Origin of the sequence: Flavobacterium sp. NG2 (genome assembly GCF_034119845.1) — a bacterium.
In the GTDB taxonomy this organism is placed as follows: domain Bacteria; phylum Bacteroidota; class Bacteroidia; order Flavobacteriales; family Flavobacteriaceae; genus Flavobacterium.
The window spans coordinates 1,096,607-1,116,783 of the sequence record NZ_CP139420.1; the positions used below are offsets into that span (position 1 = coordinate 1,096,607).

Below are 20,177 nucleotides of genomic sequence, written 5' to 3' on the forward strand. Positions count from 1 at the left end.
GCATTGGCAAGTCCTAAGGCTAAAATTCTAAATATAAAATATAAAGATGACTGAATCTAAAACAAATATGGTTGCGCCTCCAGAAGGCGTTGTTGGAGAAGGTTTTTTTGCAACCAAATTAAACGATGTGGTTGGTTTGGCAAGAGCAAACTCGCTTTGGCCTTTGCCTTTTGCTACTTCTTGTTGTGGAATCGAATTTATGGCAACAATGGCTTCGCATTATGATTTGGCTCGATTTGGTTCTGAGCGTGTGAGTTTTTCTCCTCGTCAAGCCGATATGCTAATGGTAATGGGGACAATATCTAAAAAAATGGGTCCTATTTTACGTCAGGTTTATGAGCAAATGGCTGAGCCTCGTTGGGTAATGGCTGTTGGTGCTTGTGCTTCTTCGGGAGGTATTTTTGATACATATTCTGTTTTACAAGGTATTGATAAAGTAATTCCAGTTGATGTTTATGTTCCTGGATGTCCTCCAAGACCAGAACAAATTGTAGAAGGTGTAATGAAATTGCAAGAACTAGTAAAATCAGAATCGGTACGAAGAAGAAGTTCACCTGAATACCAAGAATTACTAGCTTCATATAATATCAAATAATCAAGATGGCATTAGAAACAGCTCAAATTCAAGACAAATTAACCGCTACATTCAGTGATATTCCTTTTGTTTTCAAACAAGAAAGAGATATTTTATCTGTTGAGGTTCCTGCGGACAAAATAACTGCCATTATCCTTTTTTTGAAAAATGATACAGATTTGCGTTTTCACTTTTTAACAGACTTATGTGGTGTACATTACCCAGATAACGAAGTAGAAAGACAAATGGCAATTGTGTATCATATGCATAATTGGTATGAAAATACAAGAATCAGAATCAAAGCCTTCATCAGCGGTTCTAATCCTGAAATAAAATCCATTACAACTATATTCCCCACTTCCAATTGGATGGAAAGAGAAACCTATGATTTTTACGGTGTAAATTTCATTGGTCATCCACAATTAAAACGTATTTTGAATATGGATGAAATGACTTCTTTTCCAATGCGAAAAGAATTTCCATTGGAAGATGGAGGACGTACCGACAAAGACGATAGATTCTTTGGAAGAACAACTAGCAATTGCTAAAAAAGATACAATATATAATTTTTCACATGCTATAAATGTCAGAACTATTATTACCACCAGAGCATCGCTATGCTAAAATAATGAAAGAGAAACTAAATGAAGACGGAAGCGAGCTTTCGATTCTGAATTTAGGACCTACGCATCCTGCAACCCACGGTATTTTTCAAAATATTTTATTGATGGATGGAGAACGTATCTTGGAAGCTGAACCTACCATTGGATACATTCACCGTGCTTTTGAAAAAATCGCTGAAAATCGTCCGTTTTATCAAATTACGCCGCTTACAGACCGTATGAACTATTGCTCCTCTCCTATCAACAACATGGGATGGTGGATGACTTTAGAAAAATTATTAAATATTGAAGTTCCAAAAAGAGCGCAGTATTTAAGAGTTATTGTCATGGAGTTGGCACGTATTACAGACCACATCATTTGTAATTCTATTCTTGGGGTAGATACAGGAGCTTACACTGGATTTTTATATGTGTTCCAATTTAGAGAGAAAGTTTACGAAATCTACGAAGAAATTTGTGGGGCTCGTTTGACAACTAATATGGGACGTTTGGGTGGTTTTGAAAGAGACTGGACACCTAAAGCATTTGAATTATTAAACACCTTCTTAGAAGAATTTCCACCGGCTTGGAAAGAATTCGAAAACCTTTTTGAAAGAAACAGAATTTTTATTGATAGAACGGTTAATGTAGGTCCAATTACAGCCGAAAAAGCAATGGCTTACGGATTTACAGGGCCTAACTTACGTGCTGCTGGAGTAGATTACGATGTGCGTGTAGCACAACCATACAGTTCTTATGAAGATTTTGAATTCGAAATTCCAGTAGGAAAATCAGGTGATACTTATGATCGTTTTTGTGTGCGTAATGCCGAAGTATGGGAAAGTTTAAGCATTATTCGTCAGGCTTTGGCCAAAATGCCAGAAGGAAACGAATACCATGCTGAAGTTCCTGATTACTATTTGCCTCCAAAAGAAGATGTGTACAACAATATGGAATCGTTGATTTATCACTTTAAAATTGTGATGGGTGAAGTTCCTGTTCCAGTGGCCGAAATTTACCATCCCGTAGAAGGTGGAAATGGAGAACTAGGATTCTATTTAATTACCGATGGAAGCCGTACACCGTACCGATTGCATTTTAGAAGACCTTGTTTTATCTATTACCAAGCCTATCCAGAGATGATCAAAGGCGCTTTGTTATCAGATGCGATTGTGATTTTATCAAGTTTAAATGTAATTGCTGGAGAATTAGATGCTTAAAATTAAGGAATTAAGATTAAGGATTTAGGAATTGAAATTTGGGAATTAAGATTTAAGATTTGGGATTTTAGAAAAAATATTGATTAAGAAATAAGACATATAGATTTTGGGCATTTTAGGAAAGACGGATTATCTCGGTAACCCTATTTAAATCCTAAATCCTAAATCTAAAATCTAAAATAGAGAATGGAAAGAACACATCACAAACAAGAGATAAACATAACTGACGCATTGATGGCTCGCATCAATGAATTAATCAGTCATTATCCAGAAGATAAAAGAAAATCAGCTTTATTACCTGTTTTGCACGAGGTTCAAGATGCTCACGACAACTGGTTGAGTATTGAATTGCAAGACAAAGTAGCTGAGATTTTGAATATCAAACCCGTAGAAGTATATGAAGTGGTTACTTTTTATACGATGTACAACCGTCGTCCTATTGGGAAATACATGTTTGAATTTTGCCAAACGTCTTCTTGTTGTTTAAGAGGTACGGAGGATTTGATGGATTATACCTGTGAAAAACTAGGTGTTGGCATTGGAGAACCTACCGCTGATGGACTTTTTGAAGTACGTGGTGTAGAGTGTTTAGGGGCTTGTGGCTATGCACCTATGATGCAACTAGGTGATTTTTACCAAGAACATTTAACCAAAGATAAAATCGATCAGTTAATTGCTGATTGTAGAGATAATAAAATAATATTACACGATAAATAAGATGTCTCAAAAAATATTATTAGATAAAATCAACGTTCCAGGAATCAAAACCTACGAAGTCTATCGTAAAGAAGGCGGTTATGCCTCTGTAGAGAAAGCTTTGAAAAAAATGACGCCTGATGAAGTGGTTGAAGAAGTAAAAAAATCGGGACTTCGTGGTCGTGGTGGTGCGGGTTTCCCTGCTGGAATGAAATGGAGTTTTATTGACAAAAAATCAGGAAAACCAAGACATTTAGTTTGCAACGCCGACGAATCAGAACCAGGGACTTTCAAAGATCGTTATTTGATGGAATTTATTCCACATTTATTGATTGAAGGAATGATTACTTCTAGTTTTGCTTTGGGGGCTAACCTTTCGTACATCTACATTCGTGGAGAGTACATGTGGGTTTTCAAAATTTTAGAAAGAGCCATCGCTGAAGCCAAAGCGGCAGGATGGTTAGGAAAAAATATATTAGGTTCGGGTTACGACTTAGAACTACACGTTCACTGTGGTGCTGGAGCTTACATCTGTGGTGAAGAAACGGCTTTGATTGAATCCTTAGAAGGGAAAAGAGGAAATCCTCGTATCAAACCACCTTTCCCTGCGGTTTCAGGATTATGGGCAAACCCTACCGTTGTAAACAATGTAGAAACAATTGCCTCTGTGCCTTGGATTGTAAACAATTCAGGCGATGATTATGCCAAAATAGGTGTGGGCCGTTCTACGGGAACCAAATTAATTTCGGCTTCAGGGCATATTAAAAACCCAGGAGTTTACGAAATTGAATTGGGATTAAGCGTGGATGAATTCATGAATTCTGACGAATATTTAGGAGGAATGTATTCTGACCGACCTTTGAAAGCACTGGTGCCAGGAGGTTCTTCTGTGCCAATTTTACCAGCTGACTTGATTTTCAAAACAGCTAACGGTGAAGATCGTTTGATGACGTATGAGTCTTTAAGTGATGGTGGTTTTGCTACCGGATCAATGTTGGGTTCAGGAGGTTTTATTGTATATGATGATACGGCTTGTATTGTTAGAAATACTTGGAATTTTTCTCGTTTTTACCACCATGAAAGTTGTGGTCAATGTACCCCTTGCCGTGAAGGTACAGGTTGGTTAGAGAAAGTGTTGTGGCGTATTGAAAACGGTCAAGGACGTGAAGAAGATATTGATTTATTGTGGAGCATTCAATCAAAAATTGAAGGAAACACGATTTGTCCATTAGGTGATGCCGCATCCTGGCCAGTAGCAGCTGCGATTCGTCATTTTAGAGACGAATTTGAATATCATGTTCGTTTCCCTGAAAAAATTAAAAACAGAAATCACTTTGTAGCTGAACCGTTTTCAAGCGTAAAGCATTTGGTGACGAAACAAACAGTATAGAATAGTTTCAAGTTTCAAGATTTTTTAGTTTCAAGTCTAACAACTTCAAACTTTTAAACCTTAAACTAAAAAAAATAGTATCTAAATTTTCATATTTAAAGTTTTACGTCCAACAACTTGAAACTTTAAACCTGAAACTTTAAACCAAAAGATAAATGAAAGTAACAATAGACGGTCAAGAAATTGAAGTTGAAGCAGGAACAACCATCTTGCAAGCGGCACGTATGATTGGTGGAGAGTCTGTTCCTCCAGCGATGTGCTATTACTCTAAACTAAAAGGGAGCGGTGGAAAATGCCGTTGTTGTTTGGTCGAAGTAGCCAAAGGTAGTGATGCCGACCCAAGACCGATGCCAAAATTAATGGCTTCGTGCGTAACGGGCTGTATGGACGGAATGGAAGTGAACAGTAAAAACTCTGACCGTGTGCGTGAAGCGCGTCAGTCGGTGACGGAATTTTTATTGATTAACCACCCCTTAGACTGTCCTGTATGTGACCAAGCGGGAGAATGCGATTTGCAGGACTTAAGCTTTGAGCACGGAAAATCAAAAACCCGTTTTATTGAAGAAAAAAGAACCTTTGAACCAGAAGATATCGGTCCGAATATTCAATTACACATGAACCGTTGTATTTTGTGTCAACGTTGTGTGCAAGTGGCTGATCAATTGACAGACAACAGAGTACATGGTGTGATGGACAGAGGTGATCACGCGAATATTTCGACTTGCATCTCAAAAGCGATTGATAATGAATTCTCTGGTAACATGATTGATGTGTGTCCGGTAGGAGCGTTGACCGACAAGACTTTTAGATTCAAATCGAGAGTTTGGTTCAACAAGCCCTACAATGCGCACAGAGATTGCGACAAATGTTGTGGAAAAACTACGGTTTGGATGTTTGGTAACGAAATTCAAAGAGTGACTGGTCGTAAAGACCAATACCATGAAGTAGAAGAATTCATTTGCAACAGCTGTCGTTTTGACCACAAAGATCCCGCTGACTGGGTGATTGAGGGGCCAAGAGAATTTGATAAAGATTCGGTTATCAATCAAAATAACTACACACAAAAATTAGAAACGGTTACTATCAATACCGAAGAAGGTATCTTAAAAGGGAGAGAGCAAGACCGTAAAAAAATAAGTATGTCGGCTATTCCTTTGCAAAACGGAAAAGAAGAGCAAACGAATAACTCTAATGCATAAGAAATGGATACAGCAATTATTATAGAAAAAAGCATTGTTATTCTTGTTGTTTTTGCCATTACGATGGTCATGGCGATGTATTCAACACTAGCAGAACGTAAGGTTGCGGCTTGGTTGCAAGACCGTATTGGCCCGAACAGAGCCGGTAAAGGAGGATTGTTACAACCACTAGCTGATGGATTGAAGTTATTCTCTAAAGAAGAATTTGAACCCAATACGCCTAATATCTTTTTGTTTTATGTAGGGCCTGCCATTGCGATGGCTACTGCTTTGATGACGAGCGCCGTGATTCCGTGGGGAGATAAATTACATGTTTTTGGTCGTGATGTAATCTTGCAAGCTACGGATATTGATGTGGCGTTGTTATACGTTTTCGGAATCATTTCATTGGGTGTTTACGGCATCATGATTGGGGGATGGGCTTCCAATAACAAGTTTTCATTGATTGGTGCGGTACGTGCGGCTTCGCAAATGGTATCTTACGAGGTAGCGATGGGATTGTCTATCATTGCTTTGTTGATGATGACTGGAAGTTTGAGTTTGAAAGAAATCGCAGCACAACAATCAGGGATGAATTGGAATGTGTTTTACCAACCTTTATCGTTCTTCATCTTTTTGATTTGTGCTTTTGCTGAAACCAATAGAACACCATTCGATTTAGCGGAATGTGAAACGGAATTGATTGGAGGATACCATACAGAGTATTCTTCGATGAAAATGGGTTTCTACTTATTTGCTGAATATGCGAATATGTTTATTTCATCAACTATTTTGGCGGTATTGTTCTTTGGAGCATACAACTATCCTGGAATGGAATGGGTAATTGAAAATTATGGTGTCAACATTGGAAATGTGATTGGAATTGGTGTTTTGTTTGCCAAAATATGTTTCTTCATCTTTTTCTATATGTGGGTAAGATGGACGATTCCAAGATTTAGATACGATCAGTTGATGCATTTGGGATGGAAAATATTGATTCCGTTGTCGATATTCAATATCATCATCACGGGAATTGTGATATTGAGAGCGGAGATTGCGGTGTTTTTAGGATTTTAAGTATTCCAATTGAAACCATTAAAATTTCACCATTAAGAAATTAAGTTTATTAAGCTTTACTTAAATTTTTAAATGGAATAGAACATGAAAATTAGAAGTGTTGTTTTGAAAACAAATCTTCAAATTGAAAGTAAAAAGTAAATAATAGCAGAATACCCTAGCCCTGATAGAAGCGGCATCCTTGTGGGGGCTGGCCTATGGCCCCCACAAGATAGAGCGGATAGCAGGATTAGCTACAAAAAATAAAAATTAAAAAATGGCAATAGAAACCATATCCTTATCGGGAAGAAAAAAGCAAGTCTCTCACAAAGAGATGAGTTTTTTAGAACGGATGTACATCATTGCAATCTTTAAGGGATTGTGGATTACATTAAAGCATTTGTTTTCAAGAAAAGTTACGATTCAGTACCCTGAGCAGGTGCGTACGATGAGTCCGGTGTACCGAGGGCAACACCAGTTGAAACGCGATGAGCAAGGGAGAGAAAATTGTACAGCTTGTGGGTTGTGTGCGCTTTCGTGTCCTGCTGAAGCGATTACGATGAAGGCTGCGGAGCGTAAGCCTGATGAAAAACATTTGTACCGTGAGGAAAAATATGCTGAAATCTACGAAATCAATATGTTGCGTTGTATTTTTTGTGGGTTGTGCGAAGAGGCTTGTCCTAAAGACGCGATTTATTTAACTACTTCGAAGGTGTTAGTTCCAGCGAGCTACGATAGGGAAGATTTCATTTTTGGTAAAGACCGTTTGGTAATGCCCTTAGATGTAGCCATGAAAAATACTCAACTTAAAAACGCTAATTAATGTCAACAATACTTATTATATTTTGTGTTTTGGCGGCCATCACTTTATCGACAGCTTTTTTGACTGTTTTTAGCCGAAATCCTATACACAGTGCACTTTATCTTGTGATTTGTTTTTTCTCGATTGCAGGTCATTACTTATTATTAAATTCTCAGTTTTTAGCGATTGTACACGTGATAGTATATTCGGGTGCGATTATGATTTTGTTCCTGTTTACGATTATGTTGATGAATTTGAACGAAAAAAAGGAAGTGCACCGTCCGCGTGTGACTCGATTGGGTGCTATTGTGGCTTTCAGTTTGGTGTGCTTGGTATTAATCAAAGTGTTTATTGATTCGAAACCGATTGTGGGTGAATACACCACAACAGGCGAAGATTACCAATCTATAAAAGTACTTGGAAAAGTATTGCTGAACGAATACATGGTGCCATTTGAATTTGCTTCTATCTTATTATTAGTAGCAATGATTGGAGCTGTTTTACTATCTAAAAAACAAAAAACCGAAAAATAATGGGCAATATATTAAACGAAATAGGTATTGAAAATTATATTTTTCTTTCAGTAATCCTTTTTTGTATTGGGATTTTTGGAGTATTGTACCGCCGTAATGCTATTATTGTATTTATGTCTATCGAAATTATGTTGAATGCTGTTAACTTATTGTTTGTGGCTTTCTCTACCTATCATCAGGATGCGCAAGGGCAAATTTTTGTCTTTTTCTCGATGGCGGTTGCTGCTGCCGAAGTAGCGGTAGGACTAGCGATTTTGGTATCGATTTTCAAGAATATAGGTTCGATAAGCATCGACAAATTAAAAAATTTAAAAGGATAAACTATAATGAATACAAATTTAGCTTTACTCTTATTATTAGCTCCTTTTTTAGGGTTTTTATTTAATATTTTCTTCGGGAAAGCGGTTGGTAAAACAGCATCAGGAATTATAGGAACTTTGACGGTTGCTTTTTCTTTTGCCGTGACACTTTACTTTTTCTCTCGCATTAATGCCACTCAAGAAGCCATCCAAGTTTCCTTATTTGATTGGATTCAGATTAGCCATTTCAAAGTAGACTTTGGTTTTTTATTAGACCAATTATCGGTGCTTTGGTTATTGTTTGTAACGGGAATTGGTTCTTTGATTCACTTATACTCCATCAGCTATATGCACGACGATGAGAATATGCACAAGTTTTTTGCGTATTTGAATCTGTTTATCTTCTTTATGATTAGCTTGGTGATGGGTAGCAACTTATTGGTGCTGTTCATTGGTTGGGAAGGTGTTGGATTATGCTCGTATTTATTGATTGGATTTTGGCACAAAAATCAAGACTACAATGATGCGGCTAAGAAGGCTTTTATCATGAACCGTATTGGGGATTTAGGATTGCTAATTGGGATTTTCATCTTAGGTTCGATGTTTTCGACTTTGGATTATGCTAGTTTGAAAACGGCAATCTCTGCCGCTTCTAACATGGATTTAACTTTATTATCGGTTGCGGCTTTCTGTTTGTTCATTGGAGCTTGTGGAAAATCAGCGCAAATCCCATTATACACTTGGTTGCCTGATGCGATGGCGGGACCTACACCGGTTTCGGCTTTGATTCACGCGGCTACGATGGTAACGGCTGGAATTTTTATGATTACCAGATTGAACTATGTATTTGATTTGGCTCCAGAAGTTCAAAACATCATCGCCATTGTAGGTGCTGTTACTTCTCTTGTAGCTGCGACAATTGCATTAGTACAAACGGATATCAAGAAAGTATTGGCTTACTCAACAGTTTCTCAATTAGGACTTATGTTCTTGGCTTTGGGCTTAGGTGCTTATGAAGTAGCCGTTTTCCACGTGATTACACACGCTTTCTTCAAGGCTTGTTTGTTCTTAGGATCAGGTTCTGTGATACACGCTTTGCATGGCGAACAAGACATGCGCAACATGGGTGGTTTGAAAAAATGGATGGGAATCACTTTCATAACATTTTTAATTTCATCATTAGCAATTTCTGGAATTCCTCCTTTTTCAGGTTTCTTTTCGAAAGATGAAATCTTAATGGTAGCATTTGAGCACAACAAAGTATTATGGGTTATTGCTTCGTTAGCGTCCTTACTTACGGCGTTCTATATGTTCCGTTTGTTATATTTGACATTCTTCAACGATTTTAGAGGAACGGACAATCAAAAAAGTCATTTACACGAAAGTCCCGCTTTAATCACTTTCCCGTTAATTGTTTTGGCTATTCTAGCTGCAATAGGTGGATTGATTAGTTTGCCAACCAATAGCTGGTTAAACGGATATTTAGCACCTTTATTTTCGAAAGAAGCACATGAAGCACACCACTTTGGAACACAAGAATATGCACTTATGGCGATTGCAGTTGTTGGTGGATTGATTGGAATAGGAATTGCTTTTTCTAAATATTTGAAACAAAAACAAGTTCCTGAAGCAGACGAAGCGATTACAGGTTTCTCAAAAACGCTTTACAACAAATATTATGTAGATGAAATTTACGATGCTGTTTTTGTAAAATCTATCAACAGTTTGTCTAGATTGTTTATCAATTATATAGAAACTGGATTGTCATCAGTTGTTTTTGGATTTGGAAAATTAACTAACGAATTAGGCTATCAAGGAAAAAAAGTACACAGCGGAAGTATTGGACTATACGTTTTTGCTTTTGTTTTAGGACTTTGTGCCATTGTAACCTATTTATTTTTAGCTCAATAATTATATACTATGAACGTATCTCTTATATTAATAATCCTTTTAGTTGGAGCCTTTATAACCTACCTTTCAGGGGATAAAATGGCCTCAAAAGTAGCCTTTATTTTCAGCGTTGTGGCTTTGGGTTATAGTTTGATGTTGTTAAATCTATTCAACCTAGGTGAAAACATTAGTTATATAGCACCTTGGATTAATCAGCCTAAAGTTTCTTTAGCATTAGCAGCCGATGGTTTGGCGATGGCGATGTTGTTACTGACTACCGCTTTGACGCCGTTGATTATTTTATCTTCTTTTGGAACTACATTTAAAAATGCTAAAAGCATCTATGGTTTAATCTTATTCATGGCTTTTGCGATGGTGGGAACCTTCTTAGCAGCTGACGGACTTTTATATTATATCTTTTGGGAGCTAGCTTTGATTCCAATTTACTTTATCGCTTTAATTTGGGGTAACGGTGATGCCGAAGACCGTAAAGCGGCAGTAGTTAAATTCTTTATCTATACATTGGCGGGTTCGTTATTCATGCTAATTGCTTTTGTGTATTTGTACCAAAAAGCAGGTAGTTTAATAATCGAAGATTTATACAAATTAAACTTAACGGCTGACGAACAAGTTTGGATTTTTGCCGCCTTCTTTTTAGCCTATGCAATTAAGATTCCGTTGATTCCTTTTCATACTTGGCAAGCCAAGGTGTACCAAAAAGCACCAACTGTGGGAACCATGTTACTATCGGGAATTATGTTAAAAATGGGATTGTACAGTGTAATCCGTTGGCAATTACCAATTGCACCAATAGCAGCCAAAGGTCATATGAATATCATGATAGGTCTTGGGATTGCAGGTGTGATTTACGGTTCGATTGTAGCGTTACGTCAAAAAGATTTAAAAAAATTATTAGCGTATTCGTCACTTGCACACGTGGGGTTAATTGCAGCGGGAGCTTATGCTTTGAACCTTGACGGTTTGCGTGGAGCCGTTTTACAAATGATAGCACACGGTTTTGTAGTGGTTGGTTTATTCTTTGTAGCCGAAATCATTTACAGAAGATACGAAACAAGAACGATTGCAGAGATGGGCGGAATTCGTTCTCAAACCCCTAAGTTTGCTTCTTTATTCATGATTTTAGTGTTGGCGTCAGTAGCTTTGCCTACGACTTTCAACTTTGTGGGTGAGTTTACTGTTTTATATAGTTTGTCACAAATCAATATTTGGTTCGCTGTATTAGGTGGAACCACCATCATTTTAGGCGCTTACTATATGTTAAAAATGTACCAACATGTGATGTTAGGAGAAACCAATACGAAGGCTTTCGCCGAAGTGAATTTCAACGAGATAGCAGTGTTAGTAATTATCGTTGCGGTATTGTTCGTTTTTGGTTTGTATCCAAAACCGATTAACGATTTGATTACGCCGAGCTTGGAGAATATTCTAGCGGTGATCAATAGAAGTTAGATTTAAGATTGAAGATTAACGATTTTTGATTTCAGAAGTAATCCGAATTCAATTATCATACAGAAGAGTAGATTAATAGTAAAAATAAATTAGGGTATTAGCTGAAAATGATTTCAAATCAAATCACTAAATTCCTAAATCAACAAAAACAATGAGTACATTAATAGCTATAATAGGACTAGGTATTTTATGCCTTTTATTTGAAATTTTCGACTTCAGAAAAGCCATTATCCCGATAAGCATCATTGGCCTATTGGCTGTTTTGGGACTGAATGCAACTGAATTCAGCAATCCAGCATCCTATTACAACAATATGATTGTGGTAAGTAAATTTTCAACTGCCTTCAGTGGTTTGTTTATTATTCTTGCCATTTTCTTGATTGCTTTGGGGCATAAATTTTATGAATTCCACCAATCTCAAATATCTGATTTTATTGCTATCAAAATATTTTTACTTGCAGGAGCAGTAGCCATGGTTTCTTTCGGGAACTTAGCGATGTTCTTTCTTGGAATCGAAGTCTTGTCTATCTCGTTATATGTTTTGGCGTCAAGCGACAGAAAAAATATAAAAAGCAATGAAGCCGGAATGAAATACTTCCTAATGGGATCTTTCGCTTCTGGAATCATCCTATTCGGAATCTGTTTGATCTACGGAGCCATGGGAACTTTTGACGTGATCGAAATCAGTGAATTATCATATTCAGCTGAATTGCCTATCTGGTTTCCTATTGGAATCATCTTAGTAACCATCGGAATGTTCTTTAAGATCGCAGCAGTGCCTTTCCACTTTTGGGCTCCAGACGTGTACGAAGGTTCGCCAGCATTGACCACTGCTTTAATGAGTACCTTGGCCAAAGTTGTAGCTATTGCAACTCTATTCAAATTACTAACGATAATGAATGCTGAAATTTCAGATCAATTTCAACTCGTAATCGTAATCGTATCTATGGCATCGATGACCGTGGGGAACATCATGGCCTTGCGCCAAGTGAATGTAAAACGTATGCTAGCCTTCTCAGGAATCTCGCATGCCGGTTTTATGTTAATGACTTTATTGAATACCGAAAACGCAGCAGGAACTTTATTGTATTATACTTCGGCGTATGCGTTGGCAGGTATTGCAGCCTTCAGCGTGGTGTTATACGTGTGTTACAACAAACATAACGAGGACATCAACAATTTCCATGGTCTAGGAAAAACAAACCCGCTATTGGCCGCTATATTGACAGCCTCATTATTGTCTATGGCAGGTATTCCTATATTCGCAGGATTCTTTGCAAAATTGTTTTTGTTCAACAACACTATCCAAGCTGGCTATTTATCATTAGTAATCGTAGCGGTAATCAACTCCATCATCAGTGTGGGCTATTACTTCAAACTCATCCTAGCGATGTACAACAAGGAGCCAAACGAAGCTAGAACAGCAACCCCAGTCGTAATCTATGCCGTAGCCATCATCGCTATTGTACTGAATATCGCCCTTGGTTTATTCCCATCGTTCGTTTTGGACTTATTAGGATAAACGCCCTCCCGAAATTTTCGGAAACCACATACATTACAGCAATAGATCTTGATTTATTGCTGTTTTTTTTGTTTTTTTTGGAGCAGAAGGTTAGGTGGTTTCAGGAAGGATTGTTCCTGCCATTCGCTATATCTTGTGGCGGCTTAACGCCTGCCGCCACAAGGATGCCGCTGCTGTCAGGGCTAAGGAGGGGATTTTGTTTTTTGTAGGAATGTTTTTCTTATATTTGAGACAGAATAAAGTATGATATTTGTTATGCTAACGAACTAATTAAATGTAATTTGAAAATAAACTATGGAAATAACATCATTTGTTAAAGGAATTATAAGCGGACAATTAACAAAATTGTTTACAAATATTACCAAAGATTTTACTGAAGAAATAAAACATACTATTTCTAACAATATTTTAGAATATCAAGTCGAAGAATATAACAGAAATTCAATTTCTAAAACGTTACTTCACAGAGTAGAACCGAAACGATTAAAAGAATTTTATCAACCTTTATTTATACGTAAATGTGGTAAAACCAAAAGAAATGGAATTATTAATGAACATCGTTTATATTCTGGCATAAGAAATGAATCAAGAATAGCAACAAATTCGATCGCAAAGCTTTTTGAAAAAAATCAATTCGTAACTTTAATAGGAAATGCAGGAAGCGGAAAGAGTACAATTGTAAAATATCTATTTTTAAATTCAATCGATTCAGATTATAAAATTCCAATCAAAGTAGAATTAAGATATTTAAACGATCATAATGGTTCATTAATTGACTTTATTAAGGAAAAGATATTTAAACTAAATAGATTATCGTCTGGTGATAATATAATTGAGAGGTTAATGAAATCAGGTGATTTTGTATTCTTTTTAGATGGATATGATGAGATAACATCTACTAAAAAAGAAAAACTCACAAAGGAAATTGATGACTTGGTTAAACTTTATAACAAAAATAATTACTTACTTACATCTAGACCATATACAGAGATAGATTTACTTCCCTTATTTCACAATTTTGAAGTTTGTGAATTATCAGATGAGGATATTAATCAATTTATAGCTAAACAAATTCCATCTCAAGAAAAAGAACTGCAAGAGAAAATTATTGAGGCAATAAATAGTCCAGAAAATAGCGCGTATAAAACTTTTCTAAGCAATCCTTTATTGCTTTCGATGTTTATATTAACGTTTCAATCTTATTCCAGTATTCCTCAAAAAAGAAGTGCTTTTTATAGTCAAGTTTTTGACGCATTGTTCTCGGTTCATGATAGTATGTCCAAACTTGCTTTTGTCCGAGAGAAACAAAGTGGTTTATCAAAAGAACAAATTATTGAGGTTCTTGAACTATTCTCTTTCATATCTTATTTTGAACAAAAATTTATCTTTACTAATCATTATTTAAATGAGAAATTAGATCTTATTAAAGATAAAAAGAAATCAATTGATTTTATAAATCATAAATTAATTAATTCAAGTTGCTAGTTAATAGCCTTATTTAATTGTAGTCCAAAGACAAATAGTGTTAGTTTTATTAAAAAACCTTCTAATGTAACAGCATGAATTGTTCTTGGAAACATTTTCTTTATATCACTTATTGTTGTTTCTACTCTTTTCCTCATCTTGAGTTTTTCGTTTTTTTGTTCTAGCGTATCAATTCTTTTAGCATTTGACTTACGTTGAATTTTTAATAAGATGCATTTTTTATTTAATGCAATGTCTTCTAGTCCGTAATCTGTATAGGCACTATCACCATATAATGAAGCTTCTACATGTAATTTATCAATCATTTTCCCTAAAGCTTTTGCATCGCCAGTTTTTCCTGGCGTGAAATGAAAAGCTATTGGAATCCCATCCTTTGTGGTGAGTAATTGTACTTTTACTCCATAAAAATAACTTCGCATACTGGCAGTATAGCCTCTCCATTTATTACCTGAAACAATCTTACAATTTGTAATCCTCATATTGTTGCAAACTGAAACAGGAAAAGAATCAATGATATAATGCATTTCACAACAGAAATCTTTAAAATAAGAACTTACTATCTCAAATAACTCGTATAAAAGTTTTCCAACTTTATGTAAACGTCTATTGAATCTACTCTTATCAAGCATATTAGGGATGAATCCATATTGTTTCATAAATTTTATAGCAGAGCAATGATTACCATAAAAACTCGTTGAAGAAACTATTGCAGTCAAGATAATTTCGCTATCACTAACTTGTCTTCTTACATCTTCAACATGTTGAATTCCTTGTAAAATATCATCTATTAAACAAAAAATTGATATAATTTTGTCTTTACAAAGCATTGGGGAGGTTTATTGGTTCGCAAAACAAATTTACTTAACCTCTGCTTTGTTTTTATACTACAGCAACTAGCAACTTGAATTAATTAATGATTTACAAGTTGCCATAGGAATAATTAATCAAGATGGAACAGAATTTACTTTTCCGCATCGTTCATTGCAAGAGTATTTTACAGCTACATATATATCATCATTAAAGAGTGTCGAGAACAAAAAAGTGGTTTACAAAAAAATAATAAATTCATTAACAAAAGACCATAGTTTTGGCATGAATTCAAAGGATAATTTTCATCTTCTGTTGTCAGAATTAGATGAGGAAGGTGTTATAAAATATGGTATTCTACCTTTTTTGAAAGATTACTTAAAAAAAGTCGAATTAAAAACTATCAACACAAATAAAATAATAGATAACTTCATTAATTTAAGAAGTGTGTATGAATCATTTTATTCTATTATAAGAACTGACGATTTGATAAAAAAAAGTGAGTACTTTTCAGAACAATTTAGGAAGTACAATCCTCGTATTGAAGATGAAAAAAATGCTGATAAAGAATCAGAAAAACTTTCAGAATTTGCAAGAGCAAAATTGGCAAAAGAAGACATTCAACCTTTTATTATAAGTTATAAAGAGAATATTAAACATAAAATCATTGAACTAGAAAATCACCTAGATGAACAAAATCAAAGTGACACGGACATAATATCCTTAATATAGTAAGTGTTTCGTACTTGTGTGTACAGGTTGTCAGTTCCTCAAAGTGTAGCTACTGCAAATGTCCCAGCTCCTCAAAGTGTAGCTGCTGCGCAAATGTCTCTGACTTTGCGCCACAATGATTGATAAATACAGTACTTTAGTCACTTGCGGAGGTTTCTCCTATCGTCGGAAAGACAAGATTGTGGTTACTGGGCTTTATAAATTTTATGACTCTTAGTATTTTTTCTGTGAGCCCCGAAGATTTCATGTTTCAACTTAGTACACAAAAGTTCGATAACTTGATGAGTCAGTTTGGCACCTCAAGTTGGGGTGGAATGCTGTTGAGTAAATGTCTTCGACTTTGCGCCATAACGATTGGCAAGTACAGTGCTTTAGTTACTTTTGGAGATTGCTTTGCCTGTTCGCTATCGCTCGAGTCTTCCTGTCGTCTGAAAGACAAAATTGTGGTTACAGAGCTTTATAAACTTTGCTAATCTTTGTTATTTATATATACCGTCCCTATGGGACTTTAGGTTGCGTGTCAATTTATTCCCCGAAATAAATTTCGGGGCTAAAAATATATCGTTCCTACGGAACTTTACCACTTAAACAACATATAGAATTTCAATTGATCGTGTAAAATATTTCAAAGACCCGTAGGCTCGGTTCATTTTGTAGGGATGGATTTTAATCCATCCTGTTGTGGAGATTGCTTCGCCTGTTCGCTATCGCTCGAGTCTTCCTATCGTTTGAAAGACAAGATTGTGGTTACAGTGCTTTATAAACTTTGCTAATCTTTGTGATTCATATATGCCGTCCCTACGGGACTTTAGATTGTCTGTCAATCTTATTCCCCCGAAATAAATTTCGGGGCTACAAAATATATCGTTCCTACGGAACTTTACCACTTAAACAACATATAGAATTTCAATTGATTGTATAAAATATTTCAAAGAGCCGTAGGCTCGGCTCATATTGTAGGGATGGATTTTAATCCATCCTGTTGTGGAGGTTTCTCCTATCATTGGAAAGACAAGATTGTGGTTACTGGGCTTGATAACCTTTGTGAATGTTATTCATATATACCGTCCCTATGGGACTTTAGGTTGCGTGTCAATTTATTCCCCGAAATAAATTTCGGGGCTAAAAATATATCGTTCCTACGGAACTTTACCACTTAAACAAGATATAGAATTGCAATTGATCGTGTAAAATATTTCAAAGAGTCGTAGGCTCGGCTCATATTGTAGGGATGGATTTTAATCCATCCTGTTGTGGAGATTGCTCCTATCATCGGAAAGACAAAATTGTGGTTACTGGCTTTTAATCTTTGTAAATGTTATTCATATATACCGTACCTACGGGACTTCAGATTGTCTGTCAATTTTATTTCCCCGAAATAAATTTCGGGGCTAAAAATATATCGTTCCTACGGAACTTTACCACTTAAACAACATATAGAATTTCAATTGATTGTATAAAATATTTCAAAGAGTCGTAGGCTCGGCTTATTTTATAGGGATGGATTTTAATCCATCCTGTTGTGGAGATTCTTCCTTCGTCAAGAAAGACAAGATTGTGGTTACAGTGCTTTGTAAACTTTGCTAATCTTTCTGATTCATATATGCCGTCCCTACGAGACTTTAGATTGTCTGTCAATCTTATTCCCCCGAAATAAATTTCGGGGCTACAAAATATATCGTTCCTACGGAACTTTACCACTTAAACAAGATATAGAATTTCAATTGATTGTATAAAATATTTCAAAGAGCCGTAGGCTCGGCTTATATTGTAGGGATGGATTTTAATCCATCCTGTTGTGGAGATTGCTCCTTTCGTCGGAAAGACAAGATTGTGGTTATAGTGCTTTATAAACTTTGCTAATCTTTGTGATTCATATATGCCGTCCCTACGGGACTTTAGATTGTCTGTCAATCTTATTTCCCCCGAAATAAATTTCGGGGCTACAAAATATATCGTTCCTACGGAACTTTACCACTTAAACAACATATAGAATTGCAATTGATCGTGTAAAATATTTCAAAGAGCCGTAGGCTCGGCTTATATTGTAGGGAAAGATTTTAATCCATCTTGTTGTGGAGATTGCTTCGGCTGTTCGCTATCGCTCGAGCCCTCGTATCGTCAAAAAGACAAGGTTTTGGCTACTGTATTTTAAAACCTTCGTGAATCTCTGTATTTCTATTGAGCCTCTTTGTGAAACGTTCACATTAAAAAAAAAAACTAATTACTTCACTGAAAGTTTCTTTTTAGACAGCTCTTCAAATGAGTTTTTGGCCGCTTCGTAGCCAATATTGAATATCGCTTCCATTCGGTCTTTATTGGTCTCAAAAGTGCTGTAAATACATAATTCTTCGGGTTTTATAACCCAATCGCAAACGGTAAATTTTTGGATGTCCGAATTAGCAGAAAAGATATCGAAAGCCCTTGTTGTTACTGCTCGAATAGAATTTAGGTCGGCTGCTTTAATCTTTTGAATCGGACTCACATAAATACCAATAATATTTTCACATTGACCATACAAAACATCCGATGGGAAATGGTTTAAAATACCGCCATCGCTATAGGTTTCTCCATTGATTTCGTAAGGAGAGATGATTCCAGGAAAAGCGGCCGAGGCGATAAGCGCATCGACAATTTTTGTAGAAGGTTTGAAGATTTTTAACCTTCCTCTAACCATATTGGTTGCGGTGACTTGTAAAGGGATTTTCAAATCACCAAGAGTGGCATCTTGAAAAATAGAGTAAAAGTCGGCGTAGAAAGATTCCGAATCAATCAAGCCTGCTTTTTTGAAGGTAAGATGTCTCCAGTGAAAGATATAAATAGATTGAAAAAAAGATAAAATCTCTGCAGGTGTTTTTCCAAAAGAGTATAAAGCACCTACGATGGACCCAGCACTTGTGCCAGCTATTCGCTCTGGGATGATATTTTTTTCTTCCAAAAATTTGATGGCACCTGCATGAGCAATTCCTTTGGCTCCTCCGCCGGAAAGTACAAGGCCAATTGACTTTTTATCTAAATTCATATGTTGCGTAATCTTTTCATAAAAATACACTTTTTGATTGTTTGGAAGGTGATTTTTATCAGATTTAAATGGTTTTTTTGTCCTAAATTTACTTGAAAACAATAAAAGAGCTATGAAAACAATAATTGCAAAAGCCTTATTTAATAGTCATTCCTATTTAGAATACCGAAAATTAGTCTCTGATTTATTGACTGAACAAAAATCTACAGGTTTAGAACAAACTGAAGCTTTGACTCAGTATAGTAAATTGAACGATACACGGATGAGTCGATTAGATAAAACAATAAAAATAATCCCTGAATGTAGTGTTCATTTAGAGACTTTGAAAAAAGAATATATTTGGGTGGTACTTTCGGAAGGATGGTGCGGCGATGCTGCTCAAATAGTGCCTATCTTACATAAGATGGCGCTGGTCTCAAATGGGAAAATTGATCTTAAAATTGTTCTTCGTGATGAAAATGATGCTCTGATGAATTTGTTCTTGACCAATAATACTAGGTCGATTCCTAAATTGATTATTATTGATAAAGAAACCACTTCCGTGCTTGGGGATTGGGGACCTCGTCCAGAAGGTGCTTTGGATTTAATTAAGGAGTATAAAAAGAAATATGGTGAGATTAATGAGGAAGCAAAAACAGAACTACAATTGTGGTATTTGCATGACAAAGGTGTATCGGTTCAAAAAGAAATTACAGCTATGATGGCAAGTTTTGATCATTTGTAATGGTTTTAATTCGGTTAATTTTTGGTCTATTCCGTTTATAAAGCCTATTGGTACTTATCTTAGCAGTTTTAGCGGAAATGTTTTTTTTATTGAAAAAAAATCGTATCTTAGTGACACCCAGATAAATCTATCTATAAAAGTTGCTTTTTTTATGGTGTTTACTAATTTGTTTAAC

Annotated in this window: 18 protein-coding genes; 16 read left to right on the top strand and 2 right to left on the bottom strand. The window is 35.9% G+C overall.

The annotated features are described in order from the left end of the window. The first annotated feature begins 46 nt into the window (after window positions 1-46). The 14 genes from SLW70_RS04675 to SLW70_RS04740 all read left to right on the top strand — a co-directional run bounded on the left by SLW70_RS04675 (window position 47) and on the right by SLW70_RS04740 (window position 14,717). Entirely contained in the window at window positions 47-595 is a 549-nt protein-coding gene (locus SLW70_RS04675; protein WP_320890874.1) for an NADH-quinone oxidoreductase subunit B, read from the top strand. A gap of 5 nt (window positions 596-600) precedes the next feature. Then, on the top strand, window positions 601-1,122 hold the full coding sequence (locus SLW70_RS04680) for an NADH-quinone oxidoreductase subunit C (protein ID WP_320890875.1): 522 nt from the start codon (window positions 601-603) through the stop codon (window positions 1,120-1,122). A gap of 35 nt (window positions 1,123-1,157) precedes the next feature. Next, the gene (locus SLW70_RS04685) at window positions 1,158-2,396 is read left to right on the top strand and encodes an NADH-quinone oxidoreductase subunit D (RefSeq protein ID WP_320890876.1); all 1,239 of its coding nucleotides are present in this window, start codon (window positions 1,158-1,160) and stop codon (window positions 2,394-2,396) included. A 186-nt stretch (window positions 2,397-2,582) separates the two neighbouring features. Next, entirely contained in the window at window positions 2,583-3,113 is a 531-nt protein-coding gene (locus tag SLW70_RS04690) for an NAD(P)H-dependent oxidoreductase subunit E (RefSeq protein WP_320890877.1), read from the top strand. 1 nt (window position 3,114) lies between these two features. Then, entirely contained in the window at window positions 3,115-4,482 is a 1,368-nt protein-coding gene (gene nuoF, locus SLW70_RS04695; protein WP_320890878.1) for an NADH-quinone oxidoreductase subunit NuoF, read from the top strand. A 155-nt stretch (window positions 4,483-4,637) separates the two neighbouring features. Beyond that, entirely contained in the window at window positions 4,638-5,681 is a 1,044-nt protein-coding gene (locus tag SLW70_RS04700; protein ID WP_320890879.1) for a 2Fe-2S iron-sulfur cluster-binding protein, read from the top strand. 3 nt (window positions 5,682-5,684) lie between these two features. Then, window positions 5,685-6,737, top strand: a complete 1,053-nt coding sequence (gene nuoH / locus SLW70_RS04705) for an NADH-quinone oxidoreductase subunit NuoH (protein WP_320890880.1) — start codon at window positions 5,685-5,687, stop codon at window positions 6,735-6,737. Between the two features lie 256 nt (window positions 6,738-6,993). Continuing rightward, window positions 6,994-7,539 (top strand): NuoI/complex I 23 kDa subunit family protein, encoded by a 546-nt coding sequence (locus tag SLW70_RS04710; protein ID WP_220763296.1) that lies wholly within the window; start codon window positions 6,994-6,996, stop codon window positions 7,537-7,539. Further along, window positions 7,539-8,051, top strand: coding sequence for an NADH-quinone oxidoreductase subunit J (locus tag SLW70_RS04715; RefSeq protein ID WP_320890882.1), 513 nt, complete (start codon window positions 7,539-7,541; stop codon window positions 8,049-8,051). Before SLW70_RS04710 ends, SLW70_RS04715 begins: the two co-directional genes overlap by 1 nt. Beyond that, the gene (gene nuoK / locus SLW70_RS04720) at window positions 8,051-8,371 is read left to right on the top strand and encodes an NADH-quinone oxidoreductase subunit NuoK (RefSeq protein ID WP_320890883.1); all 321 of its coding nucleotides are present in this window, start codon (window positions 8,051-8,053) and stop codon (window positions 8,369-8,371) included. Before SLW70_RS04715 ends, nuoK begins: the two co-directional genes overlap by 1 nt. Before the next feature lie 6 nt (window positions 8,372-8,377). Continuing rightward, window positions 8,378-10,261, top strand: a complete 1,884-nt coding sequence (nuoL, locus tag SLW70_RS04725; RefSeq protein ID WP_320890884.1) for an NADH-quinone oxidoreductase subunit L — start codon at window positions 8,378-8,380, stop codon at window positions 10,259-10,261. 9 nt (window positions 10,262-10,270) lie between these two features. After that, entirely contained in the window at window positions 10,271-11,710 is a 1,440-nt protein-coding gene (locus tag SLW70_RS04730) for an NADH-quinone oxidoreductase subunit M (RefSeq protein WP_320890886.1), read from the top strand. A 151-nt stretch (window positions 11,711-11,861) separates the two neighbouring features. After that, window positions 11,862-13,232, top strand: coding sequence for an NADH-quinone oxidoreductase subunit N (locus tag SLW70_RS04735; RefSeq protein WP_320890888.1), 1,371 nt, complete (start codon window positions 11,862-11,864; stop codon window positions 13,230-13,232). Between the two features lie 294 nt (window positions 13,233-13,526). Next, window positions 13,527-14,717: an NACHT domain-containing protein gene (locus SLW70_RS04740; protein WP_320890889.1), complete on the top strand. Its 1,191-nt coding sequence runs from the start codon at window positions 13,527-13,529 to the stop codon at window positions 14,715-14,717. On the opposite strand, the gene SLW70_RS04745 is transcribed toward SLW70_RS04740, so the two are convergent. Continuing rightward, window positions 14,714-15,544 (bottom strand): IS982 family transposase, encoded by an 831-nt coding sequence (locus SLW70_RS04745; RefSeq protein WP_320888702.1) that lies wholly within the window; start codon window positions 15,542-15,544, stop codon window positions 14,714-14,716. The two genes, SLW70_RS04740 and SLW70_RS04745, sit on opposite strands and share 4 nt — an antisense overlap. A 265-nt stretch (window positions 15,545-15,809) precedes the next feature. Here SLW70_RS04745 and SLW70_RS04750 point away from each other — a divergent pair, with 265 nt between their 5' ends. Beyond that, a complete protein-coding gene (locus tag SLW70_RS04750) occupies window positions 15,810-16,256 on the top strand; it encodes a hypothetical protein (RefSeq protein ID WP_320890890.1) in 447 nt (148 codons plus the stop codon). A gap of 2,224 nt (window positions 16,257-18,480) precedes the next feature. Here the strand turns inward: SLW70_RS04750 and SLW70_RS04755 are convergent. Then, the gene (locus SLW70_RS04755) at window positions 18,481-19,278 is read right to left on the bottom strand and encodes a patatin-like phospholipase family protein (RefSeq protein ID WP_320890891.1); all 798 of its coding nucleotides are present in this window, start codon (window positions 19,276-19,278) and stop codon (window positions 18,481-18,483) included. 112 nt (window positions 19,279-19,390) lie between these two features. Here SLW70_RS04755 and SLW70_RS04760 point away from each other — a divergent pair, with 112 nt between their 5' ends. Beyond that, window positions 19,391-20,002, top strand: a complete 612-nt coding sequence (locus SLW70_RS04760; protein WP_320890892.1) for a thioredoxin family protein — start codon at window positions 19,391-19,393, stop codon at window positions 20,000-20,002. The last annotated feature ends 175 nt before the right edge of the window (window positions 20,003-20,177 follow it).